Annotated in this window: 20 protein-coding genes; 13 read left to right on the top strand and 7 right to left on the bottom strand. The window is 57.5% G+C overall.

All coding sequences use genetic code 11. The features are described 5' to 3' along the window. The first annotated feature begins 152 nt into the window (after window positions 1-152). Complete coding sequence (kynU, locus tag ACR0BD_RS09860) at window positions 153-1,346, top strand: kynureninase (RefSeq protein ID WP_480830166.1); 1,194 nt, start codon at window positions 153-155, stop codon at window positions 1,344-1,346. Here the strand turns inward: kynU and ACR0BD_RS09855 are convergent. Next, the gene (locus tag ACR0BD_RS09855; protein ID WP_480830165.1) at window positions 1,339-1,917 is read right to left on the bottom strand and encodes a TetR/AcrR family transcriptional regulator; all 579 of its coding nucleotides are present in this window, start codon (window positions 1,915-1,917) and stop codon (window positions 1,339-1,341) included. The two genes, kynU and ACR0BD_RS09855, sit on opposite strands and share 8 nt — an antisense overlap. Window positions 1,918-2,015: 98 nt before the next feature. Here ACR0BD_RS09855 and ACR0BD_RS09850 point away from each other — a divergent pair, with 98 nt between their 5' ends. Further along, window positions 2,016-2,480, top strand: a complete 465-nt coding sequence (locus ACR0BD_RS09850; RefSeq protein ID WP_480830164.1) for a (2Fe-2S)-binding protein — start codon at window positions 2,016-2,018, stop codon at window positions 2,478-2,480. A gap of 3 nt (window positions 2,481-2,483) precedes the next feature. Next, window positions 2,484-4,724, top strand: coding sequence for a xanthine dehydrogenase family protein molybdopterin-binding subunit (locus ACR0BD_RS09845; protein WP_480830163.1), 2,241 nt, complete (start codon window positions 2,484-2,486; stop codon window positions 4,722-4,724). Window positions 4,725-4,770: 46 nt separating this feature from the next. On the opposite strand, the gene ACR0BD_RS09840 is transcribed toward ACR0BD_RS09845, so the two are convergent. The 3 genes from ACR0BD_RS09840 to ACR0BD_RS09830 form a co-directional block, all read right to left on the bottom strand. Beyond that, the gene (locus tag ACR0BD_RS09840) at window positions 4,771-5,550 is read right to left on the bottom strand and encodes a gamma-glutamyl-gamma-aminobutyrate hydrolase family protein (protein ID WP_480830162.1); all 780 of its coding nucleotides are present in this window, start codon (window positions 5,548-5,550) and stop codon (window positions 4,771-4,773) included. Window positions 5,551-5,744: 194 nt separating this feature from the next. Then, a complete protein-coding gene (locus ACR0BD_RS09835; protein WP_480696047.1) occupies window positions 5,745-6,170 on the bottom strand; it encodes a GlcG/HbpS family heme-binding protein in 426 nt (141 codons plus the stop codon). Between the two features lie 25 nt (window positions 6,171-6,195). Beyond that, window positions 6,196-8,328 (bottom strand): malate synthase G, encoded by a 2,133-nt coding sequence (locus ACR0BD_RS09830; RefSeq protein ID WP_480830161.1) that lies wholly within the window; start codon window positions 8,326-8,328, stop codon window positions 6,196-6,198. 209 nt (window positions 8,329-8,537) lie between these two features. Here ACR0BD_RS09830 and pepN point away from each other — a divergent pair, with 209 nt between their 5' ends. From pepN to ACR0BD_RS09805, 5 genes are all read left to right on the top strand, one after another. Continuing rightward, entirely contained in the window at window positions 8,538-11,090 is a 2,553-nt protein-coding gene (gene pepN, locus ACR0BD_RS09825; protein ID WP_480830160.1) for an aminopeptidase N, read from the top strand. Further along, entirely contained in the window at window positions 11,087-11,515 is a 429-nt protein-coding gene (locus tag ACR0BD_RS09820) for a hypothetical protein (RefSeq protein WP_480830159.1), read from the top strand. The genes pepN and ACR0BD_RS09820 overlap by 4 nt, the downstream gene beginning before the upstream one ends. Window positions 11,516-11,648: 133 nt before the next feature. Then, window positions 11,649-12,905 carry a hypothetical protein gene (locus tag ACR0BD_RS09815; RefSeq protein WP_480830158.1) on the top strand — a complete coding sequence of 419 codons (1,257 nt, stop codon included), beginning with the start codon at window positions 11,649-11,651 and terminating at the stop codon, window positions 12,903-12,905. 71 nt (window positions 12,906-12,976) lie between these two features. Further along, window positions 12,977-14,488 carry an Asp-tRNA(Asn)/Glu-tRNA(Gln) amidotransferase subunit GatB gene (gene gatB / locus ACR0BD_RS09810; protein ID WP_480830157.1) on the top strand — a complete coding sequence of 504 codons (1,512 nt, stop codon included), beginning with the start codon at window positions 12,977-12,979 and terminating at the stop codon, window positions 14,486-14,488. A gap of 181 nt (window positions 14,489-14,669) precedes the next feature. Beyond that, window positions 14,670-15,080, top strand: a complete 411-nt coding sequence (locus ACR0BD_RS09805; RefSeq protein ID WP_480830156.1) for a DUF4177 domain-containing protein — start codon at window positions 14,670-14,672, stop codon at window positions 15,078-15,080. Window positions 15,081-15,096: 16 nt separating this feature from the next. Here ACR0BD_RS09805 and ACR0BD_RS09800 read toward each other — a convergent pair whose 3' ends face one another. Together ACR0BD_RS09800 and ACR0BD_RS09795 are read right to left on the bottom strand one after the other, a co-directional pair. Further along, window positions 15,097-15,309 carry a GDCCVxC domain-containing (seleno)protein gene (locus ACR0BD_RS09800; RefSeq protein ID WP_480830155.1) on the bottom strand — a complete coding sequence of 71 codons (213 nt, stop codon included), beginning with the start codon at window positions 15,307-15,309 and terminating at the stop codon, window positions 15,097-15,099. A gap of 37 nt (window positions 15,310-15,346) precedes the next feature. Then, window positions 15,347-15,601, bottom strand: a complete 255-nt coding sequence (locus tag ACR0BD_RS09795; protein WP_480830154.1) for a BolA family protein — start codon at window positions 15,599-15,601, stop codon at window positions 15,347-15,349. Between the two features lie 107 nt (window positions 15,602-15,708). Between ACR0BD_RS09795 and ACR0BD_RS09790 the strand changes: the two genes are divergently transcribed. Next, a complete protein-coding gene (locus ACR0BD_RS09790; RefSeq protein ID WP_480830153.1) occupies window positions 15,709-16,335 on the top strand; it encodes a J domain-containing protein in 627 nt (208 codons plus the stop codon). 103 nt (window positions 16,336-16,438) lie between these two features. Then, window positions 16,439-17,188, top strand: a complete 750-nt coding sequence (locus ACR0BD_RS09785; RefSeq protein WP_480830152.1) for a hypothetical protein — start codon at window positions 16,439-16,441, stop codon at window positions 17,186-17,188. A 65-nt stretch (window positions 17,189-17,253) separates the two neighbouring features. Here the strand turns inward: ACR0BD_RS09785 and ACR0BD_RS09780 are convergent, their stop codons facing one another. After that, the gene (locus ACR0BD_RS09780) at window positions 17,254-18,147 is read right to left on the bottom strand and encodes a Hint domain-containing protein (RefSeq protein WP_480830151.1); all 894 of its coding nucleotides are present in this window, start codon (window positions 18,145-18,147) and stop codon (window positions 17,254-17,256) included. Between the two features lie 422 nt (window positions 18,148-18,569). Between ACR0BD_RS09780 and cobS the strand changes: the two genes are divergently transcribed. The 3 genes from cobS to ACR0BD_RS09765 all read left to right on the top strand — a co-directional run bounded on the left by cobS (window position 18,570) and on the right by ACR0BD_RS09765 (window position 23,448). Beyond that, entirely contained in the window at window positions 18,570-19,553 is a 984-nt protein-coding gene (gene cobS / locus ACR0BD_RS09775; RefSeq protein ID WP_480696071.1) for a cobaltochelatase subunit CobS, read from the top strand. A gap of 180 nt (window positions 19,554-19,733) precedes the next feature. Then, window positions 19,734-21,611: a cobaltochelatase subunit CobT gene (gene cobT / locus ACR0BD_RS09770; protein WP_480696073.1), complete on the top strand. Its 1,878-nt coding sequence runs from the start codon at window positions 19,734-19,736 to the stop codon at window positions 21,609-21,611. Between the two features lie 55 nt (window positions 21,612-21,666). Further along, complete coding sequence (locus ACR0BD_RS09765) at window positions 21,667-23,448, top strand: aminopeptidase P family protein (protein ID WP_480830150.1); 1,782 nt, start codon at window positions 21,667-21,669, stop codon at window positions 23,446-23,448. Window positions 23,449-23,451: the final 3 nt, after the last annotated feature.

Genomic DNA, 23,451 nt, shown 5'->3' with positions numbered 1-23,451 from the left:
TGGTCTACCGCTTTCCGACAGGAAGATCAAAACTCCAGATAGTCGCAGCAATTTATTGCAGTTCTTGCCGTTGGTTTTGCACAGATGGACAGCACGATCCGCTTCGGGTAGCCAGTTCCAAACCATCATTTCATCACGACGGCGGACCCTGCATGACCGATTTTTCAGCGACCAAAGCCATGTTCCACCTGCCAGAAGGCACCATCTATCTGGACGGTAATTCGCTTGGACCATTGCCCAAGGCCGCGTCTGACCGTGTGGGTCAAATGATGACCGATGAATGGGGGCAGATGTTGATCACCGGTTGGAACAAAGCCGGTTGGATGGCCTTGCCGACCGGGCTTGGGGATCGGATTGGGCGTTTGATCGGCGCAGAACCGGGAAGCGTCGTGACCGGCGATACATTGTCAATCAAGGTCTATCAGGCGGTCGCGTCAGCGTTGGAACTGTGCCCTGACCGCAAGGTGGTGCTGTCAGACAGCGGCAATTTCCCGTCGGACCTGTATATGGTTGACGGGTTGCTGCGATCGCTTGGTCCTGACTATGAGCTGCGCGTTGTTGAACCAGAAGATGTCGCAGCAAACATCACCGAAGACATCGCCGTATTGATGTTGACCGAGGTCGACTATCGCACAGGCCGGATGCATGACATGAAAACGTTGACGGACAAGGCCCACGCAAACGGCACTGTTACGGTCTGGGATCTTGCCCATTCCGCCGGAGCGATCCCGGTCGATCTTTCCGGCTGCAACGCGGATTTCGCGGTGGGGTGTACCTACAAATACCTCAACGGCGGGCCCGGCGCGCCTGCGTTTATCTACGTCGCGCCACGTTTATCGGATCGCGTGCGCCCTGCCCTGTCCGGATGGCTGGGACACGAAGCCCCCTTTGCCTTTGATCTGGACTACCGCCCCGGAAACGGGATCGAACGGATGCGCGTCGGCACGCCGCCGATCCTGCAGATGACCGCATTGTCCGCCGCAATGGACATCTGGGACATGGCAGAAATGGACGATGTGCGCGCCAAGTCCACAGAACTGACCGAGTTGTTCATAACGCGGGTCGAGGCCACCTGCCCCGACCTGCATCTTGCCAGCCCCCGTGACCCAGAACAGCGCGGTAGTCAGGTCTCATTCCGTTTCGCCGAAGGCTACGCGGCCATGCAGGCGCTGATCGCGCGGGGGGTCATCGGAGATTTCCGTGCGCCTGATGTCATGCGGTTTGGATTCACACCGTTGTACATTGATGAAAACGATGTCGAGCAGGCTGTCGACATTCTTGCCGATATCATCGCAAACAAGCTCTGGGACAAGCCCGAATTCAAAGTGCGGCAGCGCGTTACCTGACCTCTAACCCGGCGCCCAGTAGTTGCCCCAACTGGGAAATCCGTTGCTCGAACTCATCAGCGCTGGCTGCTGTCAGTTTGACGCCCATCAGGGTTGCCGTAATGGTTTTGGCCGTTTCGTCTGGTCCGTTCGGCAGATGCACCCGCCCGCCTTCGTCCTCGCGCCTTAACCAGTCGGCATAAAGGGACGTCAATGTTCCCTCGCCCTCTGCCAGAATATCGGCAGCCATGGATTTACTGGTATCCAGCATCTCCATCCCGTGGGGCGAAGCTAGGATGGCTGCCATCCCCTCAATCTGTGCCGCAATTGCTTGCATCAGACGGGTCGAAACGCTGCCCTCACCCGACAGGGCCAGTGCCACGTTTTCAATCTTTTCAGCATAGTGTGCCTGGGTCAGGCTACGCACGATAGCTTCTTTGTTCTTGTAATGCAGATAGACAGCAGGGCGCGACATCCCGGCGCCCTTCGCGATGTCATCCATCGAGGTTTTGCGAAACCCGTAAATCGCAAACGCCTCAAGCGCCGAAGCAAGGATCGCGCTTTGTTTCGGATCGTCCAATTTGTCTTTCATGAATCCGCTCTGACATTTTTTGCATATTTTGTCAATTGACACCCTGACACTTTACGACAATTATGTCAGAAACCAGCCACAGCCAAGAGAGGTGCGCCATGGCGACCGCCCTTAAAATCAACGGAAAGACCCATCAGGTTGATCTGCCTGACGATGTACCGCTTTTGTGGGTCCTGCGGGACGAAATCGGTTTGACAGGCACCAAGTTCGGCTGCGGGGTTGCAGCCTGCGGATCCTGCACAGTCCACATTGATGGTGAGGCCGTGCGATCCTGTCAGGTCGCCCTTTCCGATGTATGGGGTGATGTGACCACGATCGAAGGTCTCGGCACCCCAGAGGCAATGGCCACGATCCAGCAAAGCTGGGTCGATCATCAGGTCGCGCAATGCGGGTATTGTCAGTCTGGCCAGATCATGCAGGCCGCAGCATTGCTGGCGGAAAACCCCTCGCCCACAGATCAGGACATAGACGATGCGATGCAGGGCAACCTGTGCCGCTGTGGAACCTATCCGCGCATTCGGGCTGCAATCCATGACGCCGCCGCCAAGTTGAAGGAGGCCTAAGAGATGGCATCTGTAGGAAGAATCCTCCGCCGCACATTCCTGATCGGTTCCGCCGCAATAGTCGGCGGCGTGGCTTTTGGCGCATATCACGTCAGCCGCCCGGCCGCGAACCCATTGAAACCGGGTCAGGGCGAAACAGCACTAAATCCCTTTATTCTGGTCGACCAACAAGGCGTCACCCTCTTTGCCCCGCGCGCCGAGATGGGACAGGGTGTAATGACGACCTGGGCCGCGCTAATCGCCGAAGAGCTGGACGTCGAGCTGGAAGACATCCGTGTTCTCCACGGACCTGCTGCGGCTGCTTACTACAACGCCGCGCTCGTCGGTGAAGGCCTACCCAACAAGGGCTACGATATCTCAGATTTCCAACACAACCTGGCTGAGGCCTTGGGCGTTTTGGGTAAAACCCTGAACCTGCAGGTAACCGGCGGGTCGACTTCGATGAAGGACGGCTTCGAAAGGATGCGCGAGGCCGGCGCCACCGCGCGTGAGACGCTGAAACAGGCAGCAGCCGATCGTTTAGGCGTGGACCGTGCCCAGTTAAAGACGGAAACCGGCGCAGTGGTGGCCCCGGACGGCACACGCATTCCCTACACCGAGCTGGCCGAGGCTGCGGGGCAGATCGAAACTCCGCATATCGAACTTAGGGACCCCGCCGACTGGCGTCTGCTGGGCAAAAACCTGCCGCGTGTGGATGTTGTTGGAAAATCCACCGGCACGGCCGAATTTGGCATCGATGTACGCCCCGAAGGACTTAAGTTCGCGTCGGTTCGTATGAACCCCAAACTGGGGGGCGCCATGAACGGGTTCGACGCCAGCGCCGCAACATCAATGCCCGGTGTTGAAAAGGTCGTTGATCTGGATAACGGCGTCGCCGTGATCGCCAACAATACCTGGCTGGCCATTCAGGCGGTCGAGGCGATTGATATCGACTGGGGCGACGCACCCTACCCGCCGGAAACCGACGGGCTGTTCGCCAAGATCGCCGAAGCCTTTGACGATGCGCCGAACACGACCATGCGTGATGACGGCGATGTGGAAACACTGCCCGAAGGTGCCACTGAAATTTCCGCCGAATACCGCGTACCGTATCTTGCCCATTCCACGATGGAACCGATGAACGCAACCGCGCTGTTTACCGGAACCAAGCTGGACCTGTGGTGTGGCAACCAAGCGCCGACTTTGCTTCAGATCCGCGCGGCAAACACCGCCAATCTGGATAAAGAGGCGGTCGAACTGCATACAACCTACCTGGGCGGCGGGTTTGGTCGGCGTGGCGAGCTGGACTTTGCCGAAATTGCCACAAAAGTTGCGATGGCAATGCCCGGCGTTCCCGTTCAAACGACGTGGAGCCGCGAAGAAGATATGCGCCATGACTATTATCGCCCCGCAGCGATCGGTCGGATGCGCGGCGCGGTCAAAGATGGAAAGGCTGTTCTGATCGACGGCAAGGTTGCTTCACAGTCCTGCACGCAGCAAGCCATGGAGCGCTACACGGGCCTGCCGGGCGGCGGACCCGACAAGGTCTTGGTCGAGGGGCTGTTCAACCAGCCCTATGCCGTACCGAATTACCGCATCAGTGGACACATAGCCGACTTGGACGTCCCCGTTGGGTTCTGGCGCTCGGTCGGTAACAGTCACAACGGTTTTTTCCATGAGACATTCATGGACGAGATGGCCCACGCAGCCGGTCGCGACCCGCTGGAATTCCGCCTTGAGCTTGCCAAGGCCGAGTTCGCGCCAGCGGCGGGCGTTTTGCAGGCCGTCAAAGAGATGTCAGGCTGGACGGGCGAAACGCCAGACGGAGTCGGTCGCGGAGTTGCGATGACCTACAGCTTTGGCACACCGGTTGCGCAGGTCATTGAGGTCGTCGACGAAGATGGCACCATTCGCATTTCCAAAGCTTGGATCGCTTGTGACGTTGGCATCGCGTTGGACCCAGGTACGGTCGAGGCGCAGATGTTTGGCGGCATGATTTACGGGCTTTCCGCCGCTGTAATGGGTGAGATCACCTTTGCGGATGGCGAGGTTGAGCAATTCAACTTCCCCGATTACGACGCCCTGCGCATGCATAACGCACCGGTGACCGAGGTTCGTGTTCTGGAAACCAACCCTCGCCTCGGTGGTGTGGGTGAACCCGGAACTCCACCGGCAATGCCCGCACTGGGCAATGCGCTGTTTGATCTGACCGGTCAGCGCGCGCGCTCTCTGCCTTTGATCAATCAATTTGATCTGCTGATTTAATCGCGTTGCACCGATCCGGCGTTCTTCAGCTGGGACGGTGCAATTCTTATGCGGATCGCTGAACCAGACCAGCGCCCGACTTGGCCGACCATGCGTGGACGGCCTTGCCAAACTCCGTGAAAAGCGGACGTGAGACGGGATCGTTTTCGGCGTCCCACTCAGGATGCCACTGTACGGACAGCGTGAATCCCGGCGCATCTTTGATATATGTCGCCTCGGGGGTGCCGTCTGGTGCGTGGCCATCAATGACGATGCGGTGCCCCACGGTTTTGATCCCCTGCCCGTGCAAAGTGTTTGTCATCACCTCGCGCGCCCCCAGTAGACGGTGAAAAATACCGCCTTCGGACAGTGTCACGATATGGCGAAGGGCAAATTTCTCCTCCAACGTCCCGTCTGGAGGCATGCGATGGTTCATCCGGCCCGGCAGGTCGCGGATTTCGGGGTAAAGCGTTCCGCCCATCGCGACGTTCACTTCTTGAAAGCCCCGGCAAATGCCGAAGAACGGCTGGCCGCGTTCGACGCAGGCCCGAACCAGCGGCAGGGTAATAGCATCCCGCGCACGGTCGAATTCACCATGCGCATCGGTTGCGGACTCGCCGTATTCTTCTGGATGCACGTTCGGGCGTCCGCCGGTCAAAAGAAAGCCATCGCAGACCTCAAGCAGTTCCTCGACCGAGACATATCGGGGGTCCGCCGGGATCAGCATGGGCAGGCACCCCGATACGTTCGCAACCGCCTCAGAATTCATCGTCCCACCCGCGTGGGTCGGGTATTCATCATTAATCAGATGCGAGTTGCCGATAATACCGACGACGGGTCGAGCCATTCCGCTTTCCCAATTTTTTCGTGACCTTTTCACAAAAAACTACCGACCGGGTCACCAGCGCGCAATAGCACACGCCCTGAATGTTAGCGCAGGTACATGTTCAACGCTGCACACAGGGCAAAAAAGCAGCAGCTTTGCTGCCCTGCTGTCCGATAGGAAACCGACGCTTCAATCAGCGCCGTCAACCAAGCGGATTAGATCTCGCCAGTGAGGCCTGCAGCGTCGATGCCGGCCATGCCTGCAACGGCGTCATTGTCGGACGTATCGCCCGTCACACCAACCGCTCCGATCACAGCGCCTTTCCGGTCGCGCAGCAAAATGCCGCCGGGTACGGGAACGACTTGGCCGCCATAAACACCGTTCACAGCGGCCATAAAATACGCCTGCGCTTCAGCCCGCTGCATCTGAGCGGTACCGGCCATGCCCAGCATGACCGCACCATAGGCTTTTCCCTGCGCAATCGCAAAACGTCCCGGCGCGGCGCTGTCTTCGCGCTCGAACGCGATGACGTGCCCGCCTGCGTCCAACACCACCACAGAAAGGGGCTTCAGTTCCATCTCGCGCCCTTTTTCAAGGGTCTTGCGAATGATTGTACGGGCTTTGCGCAAGGAAACTGCCATGTCGTGTCCTGTTTTTCGAATGTGGTTAAAGGCTGGCTTTCAGTTCCAGACGGCGGGCATGCAGCACTGGTTCGGTGTAACCAGAGGGCTGCACGCGTCCCTTGAAGACCAGATCACAAGCCGCCTGGAATGCAATGCCGTCAAATCCCGGCGCCATCGGGCGATAGGCTGCATCATCCGCATTCTGTCGATCCACGACAGCCGCCATCTTTTTCATCGCCGCCATGACTTGTTCTTCCGAGACCACATCGTGGTGCAACCAGTTGGCCAACGCCTGAGACGAAATCCGACAAGTTGCGCGGTCTTCCATCAGGCCGACATCGTGAATGTCAGGTACTTTGGAACACCCGACCCCCTGATCGACCCAGCGCACCACATAACCAAGGATGCCTTGCGCGTTGTTTTCGATTTCGGTCGTGATCTCTTCATCGCCCAGATTACGGCCCGCGAGCAGCGGAACCGTCAGCAGGTCATCCAACGTTCCCCGCGCACCGCCTTCAGCAAGCGCGTCCTGACGGGCCAGCACGTCAACCTTGTGATAATGCGTGGCGTGCAGCGTTGCGGCGGTCGGCGATGGAACCCAGGCACAGGTGGCACCTGATTGCGGGTGCCCGACCTTGGCCTCCAGCATTTCCCCCATCCGATCCGGCATGGCCCACATGCCTTTACCGATCTGCGCTTTGCCTTTCAGTCCGCAGGCCAAACCGATGTCGACGTTGCGATCTTCGTAAGACGCAATCCACGGCGTTGCCTTCATGTCGCCCTTGGGCAGCATCGGACCAGCCTCGATTGAGGTGTGGATCTCATCCCCTGTGCGATCAAGGAAGCCGGTGTTGATGAAGGCAACACGGTATTTCGCAGCCCGGATGCATTCCTTGAGGTTGGCAGAGGTGCGGCGCTCTTCGTCCATGATGCCAAGTTTGACGGTATTGCGCGGCAGGCCGAGGATGTCTTCGACCATGTCGAAAATCTCGACCGCAAAGGCAACTTCGGCGGGTCCGTGCATTTTCGGTTTGACCACGTAAACCGAACCTGTGACCGAATTCCCGCCAGTGCGCTGCAGATCGTGCATGGCGATCAAGGTAGTGCACAGCGCGTCCATCAGACCTTCGCCGATCTCGTTTCCTTCGCCATCCAGAACCGCCGGGTTGGTCATCAGGTGGCCAACGTTACGCACCAGCATAAGGGATCGTCCCTTCAGCGTCGCCTCCGCTCCGCCAGAAGTGGTGTAGTTCAGGTCATCGGCTAGCTTACGCGTAAAGGTTTTGCCACCTTTGGTCACGTCTTCGGTCAGATCCCCTTTCATGAGGCCCAACCAGTTGCCATAGGCCACAACCTTGTCTTCTGCATCGACACAGGCCACCGAATCCTCGCAATCCATGATCGTGGACAGGGCAGATTCCAAATGCACATCTGCAATACCTGCCGGATCGGACGCCCCGATATTGCTGGACGCGTCGATGACGACCTTAATGTGCAAACCATTGTTTTTCAGCAGAATGAACTCTGGGCTGTCTGCCGAACCACCTAAGCCCGCAAAACGCGACGGATCAGCCAACGCAGGTTGTAGTGCGCCATCTTCGACACGCAATTCGGTCACGTCCGCCCACGACCCGCTGGCCAGTGGGGCCGCGTCGTCGAGAAAGCCTTTCGCCCACGCGATCACGCGCGCGCCGCGTGCTGCGTCATACCCGCCGCCGGATGGTAAATCACCCATTGCATCAGTCCCGTACAGCGCGTCATAAAGGCTGCCCCAGCGTGCATTCGCGGCGTTCAGTGCAAACCGGGCATTCGTGATCGGCACGACCAGTTGGGGCCCGGGGATAGCTGCAATTTCAGGATCGACATTGGTGGTTTCGATTTCGAAATCATCGCCCTCTTGGACAAGGTACCCGATCTCGCGCAGAAAGGCCTGATACGCATCGGCGTCGTGAACCTGGCCTTTACGTTCGATATGCCAGGCGTCCAGTTGCCCCTGGATTGTTTCCCGCGCGCTCAAAAAATCGCGGTTCTTTGGCCCAAGCACAGCCACCATGCGCGCCATGCCATCCCAGAACGCATCCGCGGTCACTCCGGTTCCCGGCAGGGCTTTTGCCTCGATGAACTCGGCCAGTACCGGATCAACCTGAAGCCCGCTGCGTGTCTGTCTGCTGGTCATGATCGCTCTCTCCCACGAATGTACGCCACTGTATGCAGCCAGCATTTAGAGTGAAAGTTTCCGATAGGCAACGTGCGAGGCCAAATTTCGGTAAAAAAATCTTACCAAAATCTTCAAACGACGGCCGAACGAGCCTCAATGCTCTGCTTGCAGCCCGCAACGACACCTCATAACGTCGCGCCAGACCCAAACCGATGCGAGGCCCCCAAATGCGCGACGCTGCCCCAACGACAATCTACCTGAAAGACTATACGCCCTTTGGTTTTCTTGTGGACAGTGTGCATTTGACCTTTGATCTTGCCGCGCATGCGACACGCGTGACGTCTCGGATTGCATTCCGCCCCAACCCAGAGACCACGGACCGCACCTTCTTTCTGCATGGTGAAAACCTGAAACTGATCAGCGCGAGAATTGACGGTGACGAGATCAAGCCCGAGGTCACCCCCGAAGGCCTGACCGCGACCGTTCCCGACACTGAGTTCGTTTGGGAAGCCGAGGTCGAGATCGACCCGGGCAACAACACCGCGCTCGAGGGGCTTTATATGTCAAACGGCATGTACTGCACGCAGTGCGAGGCCGAAGGTTTTCGAAAGATCACATTCTACCCGGACCGTCCTGACGTGATGTCGACTTTTACGGTTCGCATCAACGGTGACCTGCCGGTATTGCTGTCCAACGGCAACCCGTCAGGCAAAGGAGATGGATGGGCCGAGTGGACCGATCCATGGCCGAAACCAGCCTATCTGTTTGCGTTGGTCGCCGGTGACCTTGTTGCACACCCGGACCGTTTCACAACCAAGTCCGGGCGTGATGTCGAGTTGAACCTGTGGGTTCGCCCCGGCGACGAAGGTAAATGCGCTTTCGGTATGGAAGCCTTGAAGAAATCCATGACATGGGACGAGGACGTCTATGGCCGCGAATACGATCTGGACGTCTTCAACATCGTCGCCGTCGATGATTTCAACATGGGCGCGATGGAGAATAAGGGCCTGAACATCTTTAACTCTTCTGCGGTTCTGGCCAGCCCTGAAACCTCGACCGACACGAATTTCGAACGGATCGAGGCGATCATTGCGCATGAGTACTTCCACAACTGGACCGGAAACCGGATCACGTGCCGTGACTGGTTCCAATTGTGCCTGAAAGAGGGTCTGACCGTGTTCCGCGATGCGCAGTTCACATCCGATATGCGCTCTGCGCCGGTCAAGCGCATCCACGACGCAATCGACCTGCGCGCGCGGCAATTCCCCGAAGATAACGGCCCGCTGTCCCATCCGGTACGGCCCGAAAGCTTTCAGGAAATCAATAATTTTTACACGGCCACCGTCTATGAAAAAGGCTCCGAGGTTATTGGAATGCTGAAACGCCTCGTCGGGGATGAGGCCTACACCAAGGCGCTGGATCTCTACTTTGATCGCCATGACGGGCAAGCCTGTACCATCGAGGATTGGATCAAGGTCTTCGAAGACACCACAGGTCGCGATCTCGGCCAGTTCAAACGCTGGTACAGTCAATCCGGCACGCCTCGTGTGTCCGTCAAAGACAGTTGGGAGGATGGAACCTACACACTGACCCTGTCACAACATACCGCCCCCACACCCGGTCAGGACGAGAAGCTGCCGCAGGTTATTCCTGTTGCCGTTGGCCTGCTTGGCCCAAATGGTGATGAAGTTCGCGCGACCGAAGTGTTGGAACTGACCGAAGCCACCCAGAGCTTTGCTTTTCCGGGACTGGCCGCGAAACCGACGGCCTCGATCCTGCGGGATTTCTCGGCTCCGGTCATTCTTGAACGGGACCAAAGCTCGGTAGAACAAGCGTTCCTTCTGGCCCATGACACCGACCCGTTCAATCGCTGGCAGGCCGGTCGATCGCTGGCCGAGGACACATTGCTGGGTATGATCCAAAACGACACCGCACCTGACGCGGATTACCTGGACGGTATTCTTGCTGTACTACGAGACGGCAATCTGGATCCTGCCTACCGTGGATTGATGCTGGGATTGCCAACGCAATCCGAACTGGCCGCCGCCCTGTACGAACGCAGCCACACGCCCGATCCGATGGCGATCTGGACCGCGGTTGAGACCTTACGGCAGGTGACCGCGCAACACGTACAGGACCTGCTGCCACGGTTGCACAGCGAGACAGTGATCGACGAACCCTACAGTCCTGACGCGGTTCAATCTGGCAAGCGCGCCTTGGGTGGAGCGGCCCTGTCACTGACCTCGCGCCTTGATGGCGGCGTAAAAGCAGCCGAAGCGTATCAAGCCGCCGATAACATGACGCTGCAATTAACTGCGCTGTCTTGCCTGCTTAGGGCGGGAAAAGGCGAGACCGAATTGGCTGCTTTCTACGATCAATGGCAACATGATCGGCTGGTTATGGATAAGTGGTTTGGCCTGCAAGTCTCGATGGCGGCACCCGCAGATGCGGCTGAAATCGCGCGATCGCTGACAGAGCATCCAGATTTCAACTGGAAGAATCCAAACCGTTTTCGCGCAGTCATGGGAGCGCTGGCGATGAACCACGCAGGGTTCCATCGCGAAGACGGTGCAGGCTACGCGCTTTTGGCGGATTGGCTGATCAAACTGGATCCATTGAACCCGCAGACAACGGCCCGGATGTGTTCGGCCTTCCAGACCTGGAAACGCTATGATGAGGGGCGGCAAGGCCTTATCCGGGAACAGCTTGAACGCATTGCGAAAACGCCGGACCTGTCGCGGGACACGACCGAGATGGTCTCGCGCATTCTGGCAGCATGACACCGTACAGTTTTACCCGCCACAACAGATCACCGCGTGCCTTTGCGATACTTATTTGCGTCTACGGCGCGCTGCTTGCGCTGGTGGTGTTGTTTGATGCCGTCTGGTGGCTTGTCGGGCTTTTGGCGTTGCCGACGCTGCCGGCGCTTTGGGATATTCTGCAGAACACACGTGCCGGTATGACCCTGGATGAGAAATCGCTGCATTGGTTCACCGGAAACCGAACGGCGGAAGTCAGCTTGAAAGATATCGACTACGTCCGTTTTGATACCCGATGGGATTTTTCGGTGCGCGTTTCTGTAGTTCTAAACTCCGGCAAAAGGATTCGTTTGCCGGACGAGTCGACCCCGCCACACAAAGTTCTGGAACCTATTTTTGAGCAGGCCGGGTTCCGCGTAGATCGCCACCATTTCACCGCTTTCTGAACCAAATTAAAGCGGTCAGGCCACACTATACGCATTTCGTGGACAATAACCCCCCTGAATCTTGAATTTTAGCTAAATCCAAGTGAGGGTTCAGAGGTAAGTTGCCAGTGAAGTTTAGTTATCGAGTGTTGCCATGTTTCGGTTTTTTCAAAGCCAAGAGCCCAAGACCCCCTGCCCGTCCATCGCGATGTCTGCCAACTTGGATATCGCATCTGACGTAAGCGCAGCGCTTCCGGATCGCGGCCAGGTCAACATTCCAGTAGCTGACCTGCAGGCAGGTGATCTGGTGGGACACGATGCTATCGAAAAGGGTCGCTATCTGGCACGTCAGGACCGCTGGGAAGAACTTTCCCGTGAAATGGCCAAGGCAGACGACGCCCGGGCGTCAGCACCTGACGGAATGCCAATTGCAGAATTGCTGGCCTTCGGGGCGCGTTCGGATGTGGTGCTGGCCGTAGAACATGCTTTGTCCGATGGTAAAGCCCTTTCCGAATACGACCTGCTGTGCGGGATCTCGGAACTCGAAGACGAAATGCGGGAAAATCCGGACGATCCGATGATCGCCCTGGTTGTTGCTTTGGCCCATATTGATCTGGCTTGGGCGTGGCGCGGCACCTCTACGGATGCCAAGCTGCCACCGCTGCATCAATCGCGCTGCGCCGCCCATTTCGATCGGGCCGCTGCTATCCTGCCGAAATGCCGCGAGGCCGCGCCGGATAGCCCGATTGTGGCGGCCGCTGACTGCGCATTGCTGGCCGGTCAACGCAAGCTGACGGCGCGTGTTTCAGACAAATACGAACGGCTGATTGAACTGGATCCCCATAACCAACGCCATATGCGCGCTATGGGAACCCATCTGCTGCCCCGTTGGTTCGGAAGCTACGAAGAGCTTGAGGTTCAGGCCCTGCGCAACGCGGCGCGGACCCATGATATCTGGGGCGCCGGTGGATACACCTGGGCACAGTTCGACGCAATTGTACTGGATGACGAAGCCTGCGCGCGTTTGGACGTTGAGTATTTCCTTCAGGGCCTGCGGGACATCCTCCGCCACCGCCCCGACCAGCAGACTGTCAACATGCTGGCCGCCTATTGCGCCATTACCATCCAGTCCGGTGCTGGCCGCAACGAGCAAGCGGACGAAGTGCGCGCGCAGATCCACGAGGCCGCCAATTGGCTTATTCGCGATTACATGACTGAACTGCACCCGCTGATCTGGGCGCATGCGGCTGACGGGTTCAACAACTCGGTCCGTATCAACTCGCCTGAACGTTTTGCGGCACGGGGTCACCGCGATGCCCTGCGCGCGATCGGCAATCTGTTCCGCGACGAATTGCGCGATGGCAAGGACGTGACATTTACTCCGGCGGGTCTACGCCTGTCTCAGCACTGAATTCCCCCTTGCCCCTTTGGCGCGCCGGGCCTAATACGCAGGCTTAGACTTCTGCGGATATGAGGCGCGCCATGCTCGACCTGACATACGAAATGCCCAAAGTTAAAACCATTGCCGGGGCCAAGCACGATTGGGAACTGGTAATCGGGATGGAGGTGCACGCTCAGGTCTCATCCAATGCCAAACTGTTCTCGGGCGCGTCGACCCAATTCGGGGCCGAGCCGAACTCGAACGTGGCCTTTGTGGACGCGGCGATGCCCGGCATGCTGCCGGTGATCAACGAATACTGCGTGGAACAGGCGGTGCGCACCGGGCTGGGCCTGAAAGCCGACATCAACCTGAAATCGGCCTTTGACCGCAAGAACTATTTCTATCCTGACCTGCCGCAGGGCTATCAGATTTCCCAGCTCTACCATCCCATTGTCGGCGAAGGCGAAGTGCTGGTCGAGATGGGTGACGGCACCGCACGCATGGTTCGCATCGAACGCATCCACATGGAGCAGGACGCGGGCAAATCGATCCACGACATGGACCCGCATATGTCCTTCGTCGACCTGAACCGGACCGGCGTCTGTCTGATGGAAATCGTGTCCCGCCCTGACATCCGTGGCCCCGAAGAGGCCGCCGCCTATATCGCCAAGCTGCGCCAGATCATGCGCTATCTGGGTACCTGCGACGGCAACATGCAGAACGGTAACCTGCGGGCGGACGTGAACGTCTCGATCTGTTTGCCAGGGGCTTATGAAAAGTATCAGGAAACACAGGATTTCTCGCATCTGGGCACGCGGTGTGAGATAAAGAACATGAACTCGATGCGGTTCATCCAGCAAGCGATTGAGGTCGAGGCTCGTCGCCAGATCGCAATCGTCGAGGCCGGTGGTGAGGTTGAGCAGGAAACGCGTCTGTACGACCCGGACAAGGGTGAGACGCGGTCCATGCGGTCCAAGGAAGAAGCGCATGACTACCGCTACTTCCCCGACCCAGACCTGCTGCCGTTGGAGATCGAACAGGCATGGGTAGACGACATCGCCGCCAAACTGCCGGAACTGCCCGACGCCAAAAAGGCACGGTTCATCGAAGCGTTCGGCCTGACCGACTATGACGCATCGGTTCTGACTGCCGAGGTCGAAAGCGCCGCCTATTTCGAGGACGTCGCCAAAGGCCGCAACGGCAAACTGGCCGCGAACTGGGTCATCAACGAGCTGTTCGGCCGGTTGAAGAAAGAAGACCACGACATCACCGACTCGCCCGTGTCTCCGGCGCAGTTGGGTGGGATCATCGATCTGATTTCATCGGACGCGATCTCGGGCAAAATCGCCAAAGACCTGTTCGAGATCGTTTACACCGAAGGTGGCGACCCGGCTCAGATCGTCGAAGAACGCGGCATGAAACAGGTGACCGACACTGGCGCGATCGAGGCTGCCTTGGACGAGATCATAACCGCCAATCCGGCGCAGGTCGAAAAGGCCAAGGTGAACCCGAAACTAGCGGGCTGGTTCGTTGGCCAGGTTATGAAAGCCACCGGCGGCAAGGCCAACCCCAAGGCCGTGAACGAACTGGTTGCCAAAAAACTGGGCGACTGATTTCTACGCTTTAATCGGATTTGGCGGCAGCGGGTTTCATACCTCTCTGCCGCCTTTTCTTTGAAAAGATGTCGCAGGGTTCGCGCAACACCTCACACTGAAATCGCTCAGCTCGCTTTGATGACTTTCCCAATAGCGCCAACATGCTAGATTGCCGGGAACAGATAAGTAGGAAGATCCGATGCCGCGTTACGAATACAAAGTTGTTCCCGCTCCGCAAAAAGGCGCCAAGGCGAAGGGCAGCAAAGCTGCCGAGGACAGGTTTGCGGCATCCATCGAACAAGTTCTGAATAAAATGGGCCAGGAAGGGTGGGAATACCAACGCGCCGAACTACTGCCCAGCGAAGAACGCGCGGGCCTGACAAGTTCGACCGTCAACTGGCGAAACATTCTGGTTTTCCGACGTGAGATAGAAGTGGCCTTTGCAACGACCCGCGGCCCCACCGAAACGCCGGACGGCGTGGCGCTGGCCCAGCCGGTTCCGGGCCCCGAGGCTGTTATCGCGCCAGCACCAATCGCCGAGCAGGTCAAAGAACCCCCATTGTCACTAAAAGGGGCTGAGGCGATGCCAGAGCCGCAGGACAAATCATGACCTTAAGCCAACCTTTTTAACCGCAGCACGCCTTGCCTTCTTGGATAGGTGGGCACGGAACGGTTGCGTAAGAACAAAAGACGCAACAGTCGCCCTGTCGCGGCTTAAGAACCGCGCCACATGATTTGCATTCGTAGAACCACTGGCAGGCATCCGTGGGCATGACTTCGGTTTCCACGTGACGACACAAAGGACAGGTCAGAGTTGAGTCCAGTATTGTCTCAGCCATTTACCGCCCCCCTGTTTCGGAAATTCCCAAGCATTCATTATACCCCGATGTCTAACGCCAGCGCATGGATACGCGGGACGATGTCCCCCAGCGCTTTGTGCACGGCCCGGTGACGAGCTACACGTGATTGGCCTTCGAAGGCTGCAGAACGAATCCGCACGTCAAAATGGCTCTCGCCGCCCTCCTGAAAGCCCGCATGGCCCCGGTGGCTTTCGCTGTCGTCAACGACGTCCAGCTCTGTGGGGTCAAAGGCGGCTTGCAGGCAAGTTCTGATTTCTTCGGTAACGGTCATTTTTACGCTTAGCGGCAAAAATTTTACCGCTCCCCTCTTCTACTTTTGGCTGCTTAGACTAAACTGCTGCCTCCGAGTCGAGAAGATGCGTTCTTAAGGATCACAGCATGACGAAATCAGACCCTTTCGGATTCGATATGTCCGTCTCCAGCGCCAAGAAAAAGAACCCGCGCGGACGTCGGGGTATGTCGGGTGCGTCCGAGACCTCGGTCCGAATTTGTGACCACGAGGGCTGCGAAGAGGCCGGGAAATTCCGCGCCCCCAAGGCGCCGGACGTGCTGGATGATTTCTTCTGGTTTTGCCAGCAACATGTGCGCGAATATAACCAAAAGTGGAATTTCTTCGACGGCACGACCGAAGCCGAGATGAACGCGCAACGATCGAAAGACAAGGTCTGGGAGCGTGAGACCAAGCCCATGGGCGACCCCGAGGCCCGCGCCTGGGCCCGGCTGGGGATTGAGGATCCGCATCAGGTGCTTGGTGCGAACGGAACGCAGAACAAGGGCCGCACGAGCGGCGGGGGCGGTCGCCGCCTACCCCCGACCGAGCGCCGCGCTATCGAGATTCTCGAAGCCAACGACAGCTGGACAAAGGCCGAAGTGCGTAAAGCCTACAAAAAGTTGATCAAAGTATTGCACCCGGACATGAACGGTGGCGACAGGTCTCAGGAAGAACAGCTGCAAGAGGTGGTTTGGGCCTGGGATCAGATCAAGGATAGCCGCAACTTCAAGTAAATACGGCGTCCTGACGTTGACTTTGCTGTCGTTAGCGTAAAGCTGGAAACAGGGGCTAGCCACTTGTTTGGCAAAATGAGCCATTGTTCAGATGACGCACAAAATGCAAAAACCCCTTCGTGCTAAAATAACGCCGGATCATCCGCTTTTTGACATTATCGCGGATGCCTATCGCGTTTTTGCCTACCCCAAACCTCAGAGTATCGAGGTCTGCGAAGGGTGTTGCATGGACGCTGAGATCGAAGCCGATTTTTTCACACCGGACATAGACCAACTTCCCCTTCATTATGTGCAGGATTGGTTTTTTGCAGCATACGACCCCAACGGGATTGCAAAGGCGACATGGGCGTATCTGCTGCCACGGATTCTTGAAATCCTTGCCGTCGATGGCGAGGTTGCAAGCGTCGGGCTTGAAGTCAGTTTGAGCCGTTTCGACACTGGCAACCCCGAGAATTGGTCGACGGAAGAGTGGCAAGTTCTGGACAGGTTTCGTCAAGCCTTTCTGCACCGCGAGATCATGCGGGAACGAGAACCGCTTGACGACACGCTCTGTATGTTTACGCTGGCGGGTTGGTCGCTGGACGATCTGTTGGATCAGGTCGCCGCTTCACCGGACGAGGTATTGGTTCAACGGTTCTGGAATGACTGGTGCCGCCATCGCATCCCCGGGCGGGAATCCATCTGGATTACGGCATTCTGGGAAAGCCCGGGCAATACACGTGTCTACGAGTTCTACACTTCGCCGGCTTTGTACAAACGAGTTGAGAAACTAGCTTTGGATGATGACACCGAACCAGGGTTGGCTGAAAAAGCGATTGCCGTGGCGCAAGTTATCGAAAACGCAGTTATCTGACGCAGGGTCCTTCATCTTTGGAAAAGGCAGTCCCCGATCCGCGGATAATCAAACCGGGAACTGTTCTACTGCCGAGAGATAACATCGGCCAATAGCGCGGCTTCGGGACGCTTTAGACAACGAAGCCGGGTTTGTTCAATATGGCCTTCCATCCGCAGCTCGGGGAACAGCGCGCGCAACTCTTCCACGTCTTCGCGATGAAATGATTTCAACGCCTGATCCCCAAGAAAGAGACTTTCGCTGTCCAGACCCTGCGATCTCAGAATGACATGCTCGCTACAGGCAATGTGGAAATAGACCACGGGCGCGTCGGCCTCGACCCGGCGGATCGTATGATCATTGACCAGATGTATCGCAGCGCAAAACACTTTGGGTTCGCCAAAAAACAGTTCGGCCCACCAACCTTGCAGCACGATCCGGTGTTGTGGCGAAACGTAAAGATCCCGATCAGGTATTCCGACACCAAGCGCATCTCGTTTAATGCAAACCGGTCGAAATTCTGGACGTTGCTGTAGTTTCTCTGCGCTCAGCGTCCGCTTTCCGATCCAAACGATTGGCAACGCGCGACCATCCGCGACGCACAGATGATCCCCTACAGACAGATCTTCGACCCGCCGCGGTCCTTCTACCGTGTCGATCCAGGACCCCGCGACAAAACAAGGTGGATCGGTAGGGTCCAAATCCCCGACAGTGATTTGCCAATTGCCGGTGCTGAGCGGCCCGGTGGGATCGACTGGGCTGAATGCGTAGATTTCGCCATCAACCTCAATGAAATCAGCCGCTTCGTCCGTACCGCGAAACGTCCCCTGCCCAAGGTAGGTGTAGGGTACAAACGTATCGCCACCGTCGAAGGAAACGGTCAAACCTGAGATGATCACCGGGGTCGTAGACCCCTGAACAATCAGATTACCACCTCCGTTGGTTTCGTTGACCGAATGAAGGAGCGCATCAAATGACATTCATCATGCTCCGCCATTGGTGTGCTGTCCAATTCGTGCGTCGACACGCAGTGTGGGTATCGACCGAGGTCGGCTGCAGACCATTCACCATCTCACTTTGTAAAGACCATAACACACATGGCCCTAGACCGATCTTAGAGCGCCTTTACGTAGAGTTAAATACCCCATTCATAAAGCTGAATTCCTACGTTGAAATAGACAAAAGCTTTCGCGATAGACGACATTTTGGCCAGTATAGCATGGTGGTTGTGCGCTTTGCCCAACTGGTTCGCTTTGTGCGCCAATCGAACTGTTTCAAAAGAAATATCATCTGTGCGCATTCGGCGCGCGGCTTTTCCTTGCCCTTGCCCGGAATATGTTGCACCACACACGGGTTCAGAAGCCCGCGCGCAGATGCGGTATCAGGAATAAGGACGACAGGCATGGATTGGCCGATTGACGCAAACGCACACCCTTCAGAAGAGATCTCGGTCCGCGAAGTCTTCGGCATCGATACTGACATGCAGGTCAAACGCTTTTACGAAGTGACCGAGCGGGTTCCGGAAATCGACGCAACATACAAGTTCGACCCCGAGACCACTTTGGCCATCCTGGCCGGGTTTACCCATAACCGCCGCGTTATGATCCAAGGCTACCACGGTACGGGTAAGTCGACCCATATCGAACAAGTCGCGGCACGGCTGAACTGGCCCGCCGTACGTGTGAACCTGGACAGCCACATCAGCCGGATTGACCTGATCGGTAAGGATGCGATCAAGCTGAGAGACGGCGTTCAGATCACAGAGTTCAGCGAAGGTATTCTGCCCTGGGCTCTGCGGAACCCTGTTGCGATCGTGTTCGACGAATACGATGCGGGCCGCGCGGACGTCATGTTTGTTCTGCAGCGTGTTCTGGAAGCCAACGGTAGCCTGACCCTGCTGGACCAGAATGAGATCCTGACACCGCACCGGTATTTCCGCATGTTTGCCACAGCGAACACCGTGGGTCTGGGTGATACGACCGGCCTTTACCACGGGACTCAGCAAATCAACCAAGCTCAGATGGACCGTTGGTCTTTGGTGGCGACACTGAACTATCTGAGCCACGATGCTGAAACCATGATCGTGCTGTCGAAGGCCCCTCACTACAACACGGCAGAAGGGCGCAAAACCGTCAGCCAGATGGTCACTGTGGCCGATCTGACCCGGACCGCGTTTATGAACGGCGACCTGTCGACTGTCATGAGCCCGCGTACCGTTATCAATTGGGCCCAGAATGCCGAGATTTTCCGCAACGTGGGCTATGCTTTCCGCCTGTCGTTCCTGAACAAGTGTGACGAGCTGGAACGCCAGACAGTGGCCGAATTCTATCAACGGTGCTTTGACGAAGAACTGCCGGAAAGCGCCGCGAGTGCGAGCTTGGGTTGATATTTTTCTTTGTCATAGCATCTTGCTGGGTTGTTCTTGATTCAGCTTGGCTTTTTGACAAAGTTGGATGGAAGAAAACGGCGCCTTCAGACATGACGGCGTCGCAATATGTCCACCTGACACGGCTGCGTTGGGAGTGCTTGATACTCTTTTTGGCAGCAATGATCTGGAGCACGTTCATTGTCTAAACCAAACGACAATCCCGCCGATCCGTTCAAAAAGGCCTTGGCCGAGGCCACCAAGGTCATGGCTGATGACGCAGAGCTGAACGTATCATACACGGTAGACCCCTCGGGCCTGTCGGGAGAGTCGATGCGTTTGCCACAGGTATCGCGCCGGATGACGCGGGAAGAGGTGCTGCTGGCCCGTGGCACAGCGGATGCGCTGGCCCTGCAACGCAGATACCACGATGACGCGACCCACGCGCGCTATGCACCTCCGGGGGACATGGCGCGCGATCTGTACGAAGCGATGGAAACCGCCCGCTGCGAAGCTATGGGCGCTCGGGACATGCCCGGTACCGCGTCCAACATAGACGTCAAAATCAGCCACGAGGCGATCCGACGTGGCTATGATCAGTGCAAACAACCCGCTGATGCCCCCCTGTCGGTGGCTGCGGGTTATCTGATCCGGCATTTGGCAACAGGGCGAGAGCTGCCACCGGCGGCCGAAAACATCATGAACCTTTGGCGCGGGTTTATCGAAGAACAGGCTGGCGGGGTACTTGAAAACCTTGACGAAGTCCTGTCCGATCAGGCCGAATTTGCCAAATTCGCCCGACAGATGATCAAGGACCTTGGCTATGGCGACCAGCTGGGCGACGACCCGGATGAGCTGGACGACGAACAAGAGGATCAGGCCGAGGAAGACGCAGAAGAGCAGCCCGATCCCGACAGCACCGGTCAGGACGATCAGGAAGATCAGGACGCGGACGCCACGCCGGAACAGTCGCAGGAAGAACAGCAGGACCAGTCGCAGGCCCAGGTCTCAATGGATGAGATGGCCGATGAAGAGATGGGGGAAGAGGCGGAAATGCCCGAGGGCGAAGCTCCGCTTGAACCACCTGCCCCACCGCCTGCCTCGGAGGCTGATCCGGAATATAAAGTCTACCTGAACACCTTCGACGAAGAGATCGCCGCCGAAGATCTTGCTGAACCGGCCGAGCTGGAACGGCTGCGCGCCTATCTTGACCAGCAGCTTGAACCGTTGAAAGGCGCCGTCAGCCGCTTGGCCAATAAGCTACAGCGACGCCTGCAAGCACAGCAAAGCCGCAGTTGGGAATTTGACCTTGAAGAAGGCATTCTGGACGCTGGCCGACTGGCCCGTGTGGTCGCGAACCCGACCACGCCGCTCAGCTTCAAAATGGAAAAAGACACTGAGTTCCGCGACACCGTCGTAACGCTTTTGTTGGATAACTCGGGCTCAATGCGCGGACGCCCGATTTCAATCGCGGCGATCTGTGCAGATGTTCTGGCGCGCACCTTGGAACGATGCAACGTCAAGGTCGAAATTCTGGGCTTTACCACGCGCGCGTGGAAAGGCGGTAAAGCCCGCGAAGAGTGGCTGAATGCCGGGCGCCCACAGCAGCCGGGCCGTCTGAACGATCTGCGCCACATCGTCTATAAAGGCGCTGACGCACCGTGGCGGCGCGCTCGCGCCAACCTTGGCCTGATGATGAAAGAAGGTCTGCTGAAAGAGAACATTGACGGTGAGGCGTTGGAATGGGCGCATCGCCGGATGATGATGCGCAGTGAACAGCGCAAGATCCTTATGGTCATCTCGGACGGCGCGCCTGTTGACGATTCAACTCTGAGCGTTAACCCCGCGAATTACCTGGAAAAACACCTGCGCGATGTGATCGCCATGGTCGAGCGTCGTAAGATGGTTGAACTGCTTGCCATCGGTATTGGCCACGACGTTACGCGCTATTACGACCGTGCGGTGACGATTACAGATGTTGAACAACTGGCTGGCGCGATGACGGAACAGCTGGCTGCGCTATTTGACAGTGACCCGCGGGCACGGGCGCGTGTCATGGGGATGCGAAAAGCGGGCTAAGTCGCTTACTCGAAACCACGAAACAGGGCTGGCCTTGTGCCAAGGGAGGTATGATATGTTTCAGTCCTTTGCTGTTACGGCACGACCAGAACAGGGCCCTCCCCGACTGAAGGCTCTGCGTGCCGAACTGACGACCAAAGAATTAGACGGCTTTCTGATCCCCCGCGCCGATGCGCATCAGGGGGAGTACGTCGCGCCAAGGGACGAACGGCTTGCGTGGTTGACCGGCTTCACAGGTTCAGCGGGCTTCTGCGCGGCGTTGAAGGACGTTGCCGGTGTTTTCGTCGACGGACGTTACCGGACACAGGTCAAAGCACAGGTAGCCGAGGATTTTACGCCGGTTCCTTGGCCCGAAGTAAGCCTCAGCGCGTGGTTGAAGGAACAACTGCCGCAGGGTGGCAGGATCGGGTTTGATCCCTGGCTTCATGCCGCAGGTCAGATCGCCAGCGCGCAGAAAGAGTTGAAGGACAGCGGCATCGAACTTGTGCGCTCGGATAATCTTGTGGATCGCATATGGGCAGATCAGCCCGCGCCGCCCATGAACCCCGTCAAATCGCATCCGATCGAATTCGCTGGGGAATCCGCCGACGACAAGATCGCGCGTTTGTCCAAGGCCTTGATGGATGCAGGCTGTAGTGCCGCAGTGATAACGCTGCCAGACTCCATCATGTGGCTTTTGAACATTCGCGGCTCAGACATCGGATACAACCCGGTGGCCCACGGCTTCGCCATTTTGCACGCGGACGGTCAGGTCGATCTGTTTATGGCCCCGGAAAAACTGAAAGTCCCGCTAGGCGATCAGGTTTCCGTTCACCAACCCGATGTCTTTTTGAATAGTATTGCCGAATTGGACGGCCAAGTGCAGGTGGATCTGGGAACGTTACCGCAAGTCATTGCAGACATACTCGAGGGCAAAATGGTCGACGGTGGTGACCCTTGTGCCTTACCGAAAGCCTGTAAGAACACCGCAGAAATCGCGGGCAGTGCCGAAGCGCATCTGCGCGACGCCGTCGCAGTGATTGAAACCTTATGCTGGCTGGACGCGCAACCTGCGGGAAGCCTGCGCGAGACGCAGGTTGTCTCGCAGTTGGAAAACAACCGGCGCAAAGACAGTGCCCTTCAAGATATTTCGTTCGATACGATTGCTGGCACCGGCCCCAACGGTGCGATAATGCACTATCGCGTGACCGAAGAGACCGACAGCGTTCTGGAAGACGGGCACATCGTGGTGCTGGACAGTGGCGGCCAATACCTGGACGGCACGACCGACATCACGCGAACGATTGCAATCGGCACCGTCGGACAAGAAGAGAAAACCTGTTTTACCCGCGTGTTGAAAGGCATGATCAACATGTCGATGCTGCGCTGGCCCGCAGGTTTGGCCGGGCGTGATATTGAATGTATTGCCCGCGCTCCGCTGTGGATAGCAGGTCAGGATTTCAACCACGGTGTCGGTCACGGTGTCGGGGCATACCTGAGCGTACATGAGGGGCCTCAGCGCCTGTCAAAAGCCAGTCACGTACCGCTCTGGCCCGGCATGATCCTGTCGAACGAGCCCGGTTACTACCGCGAAGATGCGTTCGGAATTCGCATTGAAAACCTTGTGGTCGTGCAGGAAGCCCCCGCTTTACCGGGCGGTGACGACGAGCGGGCGATGTTGAACTGGCGCACATTGACCTACGTTCCGATAGACCGTCGACTGATCGTGGTCGATATGTTGACACGCGAAGAACGGGATTGGCTCAACGCTTACCATCGTGACGTCGCGAAAAAAATTCGCCCCCGACTGGGCGCAGAGGCCCAACTGTGGTTGGATGCCGCAACAGCGCCGATCTGACAT

The organism is Ruegeria sp. G5 (assembly GCF_056533365.1).
This window is presented reverse-complemented; position numbering and strand designations above follow the sequence as displayed.

Excerpts from the sequence above, each read along its gene's own strand:
- ACR0BD_RS09795 (WP_480830154.1), bottom strand. The coding sequence starts at position 15,601 with ATGACCGTTACCGAAGAAATCAGAACTTGCCTGCAAGCCGCCTTTGAC.
- ACR0BD_RS09835 (WP_480696047.1), bottom strand. The coding sequence starts at position 6,170 with ATGGCAGTTTCCTTGCGCAAAGCCCGTACAATCATTCGCAAGACCCTT.
- ACR0BD_RS09845 (WP_480830163.1), top strand. The coding sequence starts at position 2,484 with ATGGCATCTGTAGGAAGAATCCTCCGCCGCACATTCCTGATCGGTTCC.
- kynU (WP_480830166.1), top strand. The coding sequence starts at position 153 with ATGACCGATTTTTCAGCGACCAAAGCCATGTTCCACCTGCCAGAAGGC.
- ACR0BD_RS09780 (WP_480830151.1), bottom strand. The coding sequence starts at position 18,147 with ATGTCATTTGATGCGCTCCTTCATTCGGTCAACGAAACCAACGGAGGT.
- ACR0BD_RS09765 (WP_480830150.1), top strand. The coding sequence starts at position 21,667 with ATGTTTCAGTCCTTTGCTGTTACGGCACGACCAGAACAGGGCCCTCCC.
- gatB (WP_480830157.1), top strand. The coding sequence starts at position 12,977 with ATGCTCGACCTGACATACGAAATGCCCAAAGTTAAAACCATTGCCGGG.
- pepN (WP_480830160.1), top strand. The coding sequence starts at position 8,538 with ATGCGCGACGCTGCCCCAACGACAATCTACCTGAAAGACTATACGCCC.
- ACR0BD_RS09820 (WP_480830159.1), top strand. The coding sequence starts at position 11,087 with ATGACACCGTACAGTTTTACCCGCCACAACAGATCACCGCGTGCCTTT.
- ACR0BD_RS09785 (WP_480830152.1), top strand. The coding sequence starts at position 16,439 with ATGCAAAAACCCCTTCGTGCTAAAATAACGCCGGATCATCCGCTTTTT.
- ACR0BD_RS09805 (WP_480830156.1), top strand. The coding sequence starts at position 14,670 with ATGCCGCGTTACGAATACAAAGTTGTTCCCGCTCCGCAAAAAGGCGCC.
- ACR0BD_RS09850 (WP_480830164.1), top strand. The coding sequence starts at position 2,016 with ATGGCGACCGCCCTTAAAATCAACGGAAAGACCCATCAGGTTGATCTG.
- ACR0BD_RS09840 (WP_480830162.1), bottom strand. The coding sequence starts at position 5,550 with ATGGCTCGACCCGTCGTCGGTATTATCGGCAACTCGCATCTGATTAAT.
- ACR0BD_RS09830 (WP_480830161.1), bottom strand. The coding sequence starts at position 8,328 with ATGACCAGCAGACAGACACGCAGCGGGCTTCAGGTTGATCCGGTACTG.
- ACR0BD_RS09790 (WP_480830153.1), top strand. The coding sequence starts at position 15,709 with ATGACGAAATCAGACCCTTTCGGATTCGATATGTCCGTCTCCAGCGCC.
- ACR0BD_RS09855 (WP_480830165.1), bottom strand. The coding sequence starts at position 1,917 with ATGAAAGACAAATTGGACGATCCGAAACAAAGCGCGATCCTTGCTTCG.
- ACR0BD_RS09815 (WP_480830158.1), top strand. The coding sequence starts at position 11,649 with ATGTTTCGGTTTTTTCAAAGCCAAGAGCCCAAGACCCCCTGCCCGTCC.
- cobS (WP_480696071.1), top strand. The coding sequence starts at position 18,570 with ATGGATTGGCCGATTGACGCAAACGCACACCCTTCAGAAGAGATCTCG.
- ACR0BD_RS09800 (WP_480830155.1), bottom strand. The coding sequence starts at position 15,309 with ATGGCTGAGACAATACTGGACTCAACTCTGACCTGTCCTTTGTGTCGT.